Below are 3,322 nucleotides of genomic sequence, written 5' to 3' on the forward strand. Positions count from 1 at the left end.
GGGTGGGCGGGAACGCCAGCTTCTAACCCTGTCGGGCTTCACCCTCAGAGCCCGGGAGCGGCGAGGGCGGCCAGAAAGAATGCGCGGAACAGTTGCACGGCAATTTTCTTGGGCGCGGCAGGATGGAGAATCGGCGACGTCTCGCTTCCGATCGCGCTTGACAGTACCGGGCGACGGCGTAGCGTGGATGGACTGGTCTAGCGCGCCGCTCGTTCGTTTTATTGGGCTGTTTGCCGTTCTGAAACAAGCGTGAACGGCTCTGGCTTGCCAAGAAAACGGCGATACGCCGACGCGCCTCACGCTCGGGAGGAGCCAATGGCAACCAGTTGGCAATTGTCTGGAAATTATTTCGAGAATTGTAGCTGCGACGTCGTGTGTCCCTGCTTGATGTCCCCTAACGCGCCGTTGACATCAAAGCCGACGCAAGGCGTTTGCGACGTTGCTTTGGCCTTTCACATCGATACGGGCAACTACGGTGACGCTCGATTGGATGGCCTCAACATAGCGATGATTGCGCATACACCCGGCCCGATGGCGGACGGCAATTGGACGGCCGCGGCCTATATCGACGAACGGGCCGATGACAAGCAGACGGAGGCGCTGGGTGCGATCTTCACCGGCGCCGCCGGCGGCCCGATGGCCGTGCTCGCCCCCCTGATGGGCACCAACCTGGGGGTAAAGAAGGTGCCGATCAGGTACCAGATCGACGGCAAGAAGCGGTCGGTGGAGATCCCGGGGATCATGCAGATGGCGGTCGAACCGCTTCCGACGATGCGCGAGGACGGGGAGATGTGGGCGGCGACCGGCCATCCCGTCAATCCCGACAAGCTCGTCATGGCGATGGGCGTAGAGGGCAGCACGTTCACCGACCACGGCATGAACTGGGATAATTCCCGCCGAAACGGCCACTACGCTCCGATCAATTGGTCCGGCCAGCAATAGCCGCCTCGCATGTCGGAACGGGGCTCGCCTTTGGGCAATGCGGGTTCGCTGACGCTGCAGCGAAACATCATCGTCGCTCTTTTGATCGCCGTCGCGGCGGCGGCGTGGGCCATGCTCATCCGGCAGCGGGCCGGCATGGACATGCCGATGAACACGCCCACGATGGGCATGAATGCGCCGCTGTTTCTTGCAGCCTGGACCATCATGATGATCGCCATGATGTTCCCGACGGCCGCACCGATGATCCTGACGTTTCACCAGGTCCAGGCCGGCCGTCGGGGGCGCGGTGAGGCCTTTGTCTCGACCTGGGTGTTCTTGGGCGGCTACATGCTGGTTTGGGGTCTGGCGGGCGTGGTCGCCTTTGCGGGCGCGGCAGGCGCGGAGAGGATTGCCGGGCAGGCGGAGATGTCGGCGGCGACCGCCGCGCGCATCGGCGGCGTTCTGCTGATCGTCGCGGGTGCTTACCAGCTCTCCCCGCTGAAGGACCTGTGCCTGACCAAATGCCGTAGCCCGATGAGTTTCATCCTGGTCTCATGGCGCGATGGACAGTGGGGCGCGGTGCGCATGGGTCTGGAGCATGGGCTCTTTTGCCTGGGCTGCTGCTGGCTCCTGTTTCTCGCTCTCTTTCCTCTCGGCATCATGAACATTGCCGCCATGGCCGTGGTCACCTTGCTGATCTTTACGGAAAAGACCTTCCCGGCGGGAAAGAGGATAGCGACGCTATCGGGCACGGCTTTGCTGCTTTACGGCGCGGTGGTGTTGGTCTTCCCGCAGGCGTTGCCGACGTTTCCGGCGGCCGGTGCCATGGCAATGGATTGACAGACGATCGGGAATGTCGCGGGAACTCGGCGCCTGAAAGCCGCAATTGACCACCATTGACCCCGCTCTCCATCCGGCCGATATCCGCGCCAAATTACAATCCGAGATCCTTCAATGACCTCAGACCTCAAAGACGCGGCCATGGATGCGCGCGCCCCCGACACAGCCTGGCAAGCCGACGTCCGCGCCGGCGTGCGCCATGTGCGCGATCTTGCCGCGCTGCCGCTATCGCCGGCCGAGCGCGCCGCGGCGCAAGAAGCCGCCGCCGCCCACAAGGTGCGCGTTCCCAAAGCCTATCTCGACCTGATCGACTGGAACGACCCCCGCGACCCGATCCGCGCACAGGTGATCCCGTCGCCGGAGGAACTCGTGGCAACCGAGGGCGAGCTCGACGACCCGATCGGCGACCACGAATTCAGCCCGGTGCCCAGGCTGACGCATCGCCATGCCGACCGCGTGCTTTTGTTCCCGACCTATCAATGCGCGGTCTATTGCCGCTTCTGCTTCCGGAAGGAGTCGCTGACGTCGATCGGCCGCGGCTATACGCGCGAGGCGCTGGAGCCGGCGCTGGCATACATCGCCGGCCACCCCGAGATCCGCGAGGTGATCCTGACCGGCGGCGATCCGCTGTCGCTGCCCGACAAGGCACTTGCCGAAATCCGCGCCCGCATCGAGGCGCTGCCGCATGTGCGGCTCTTACGCATCCACACCCGCGTGCCGGTGGCGCTGCCGTCGCGCATCACGGCTGGGTTGGTCGCCACCCTGCAGAGCAGGTTGTTGGTGACGGTGGTGGCCCACTTCAACCATCCCCGCGAGATCACCGCCGAAGCCGAAACGGCCTGCCGGACGATGCGGCAGGCGGGTTTCGTGCTGCTCAACCAGAGCGTTTTGCTCAAAGGCGTCAACGACAATGTCGAGGTGCTAGAAGAACTCTGCCGCGAGCTGATGTACCGGCTCGGCGTCAAGCCCTACTACCTGCACCATGGCGACCTGGCGCGCGGCATGGCGCATCGCCGCGCCACGATCGAGGAAGGCCAGGCGCTGGTCGCCGAACTGCGCGCCCGGCTCTCCGGCATCTGCAACCCGACCTATGTCATCGACCTGCCCGATGGCGGCGGCAAGGTGCCGCTGGCGGCCAGCCACATCGAAGGGCGGGAGGGTGAGACGTGGCGCATTCGCGGGCAGGATGGCGTGGTGAGGGCGTATACCGAGGTGGTGACCGACCTCTGAAGCGCGGGCTTGTGGCCACTAGAGCAATTCCGAACGGAAAATCGCTTCGCACTTTTCCTGGAATTGCTCCAAGGGGCGGCCCGGCAGCCCTGTTGGGGGCAATATGCCGGCTGCCGGGCCTAACCGGCGGGGGGTGGTGGTAGTGGCCGCCGGCTGACGCAAGCATGGGACGGTGCCGTCACGACCGCACCATGTGAACGAAGGATCGCTTGCTTTATTCCTTCGTTTGCACGATGCGGCGGCCCGCAAAAACCCCGATACTGTCATCGATCCTTTTGGATCATCAAAAGTCCTTAGCTGAATAAGTCCCTTAGCTAGGTCCCCCTAGCGA

The 3,322-nt window shown here is 64.1% G+C and carries 3 protein-coding genes; all 3 read left to right on the top strand.

What is annotated here, in order from left to right:
- The first annotated feature begins 315 nt into the window (after positions 1-315).
- The 3 genes from EOA29_RS29910 to EOA29_RS29920 all read left to right on the top strand — a co-directional run bounded on the left by EOA29_RS29910 (position 316) and on the right by EOA29_RS29920 (position 2,991).
- Positions 316-942 (top strand): DUF1326 domain-containing protein, encoded by a 627-nt coding sequence (locus EOA29_RS29910; RefSeq protein WP_127222013.1) that lies wholly within the window; start codon positions 316-318, stop codon positions 940-942.
- A gap of 81 nt (positions 943-1,023) precedes the next feature.
- Positions 1,024-1,761, top strand: a complete 738-nt coding sequence (locus tag EOA29_RS29915) for a DUF2182 domain-containing protein (RefSeq protein ID WP_245468575.1) — start codon at positions 1,024-1,026, stop codon at positions 1,759-1,761.
- Positions 1,762-1,875: 114 nt separating this feature from the next.
- On the top strand, positions 1,876-2,991 hold the full coding sequence (locus tag EOA29_RS29920) for a KamA family radical SAM protein (RefSeq protein ID WP_127222015.1): 1,116 nt from the start codon (positions 1,876-1,878) through the stop codon (positions 2,989-2,991).
- Positions 2,992-3,322: the final 331 nt, after the last annotated feature.

It is taken from the genome of Mesorhizobium sp. M1E.F.Ca.ET.063.01.1.1 (assembly GCF_003998155.1).
Classification (GTDB): Bacteria; Pseudomonadota; Alphaproteobacteria; order Rhizobiales; family Rhizobiaceae; genus Mesorhizobium.

Coding starts and splice junctions, on each gene's coding strand:
- EOA29_RS29910 (WP_127222013.1), top strand. CDS start 316: ATGGCAACCAGTTGGCAATTGTCTGGAAATTATTTCGAGAATTGTAGC.
- EOA29_RS29920 (WP_127222015.1), top strand. CDS start 1,876: ATGACCTCAGACCTCAAAGACGCGGCCATGGATGCGCGCGCCCCCGAC.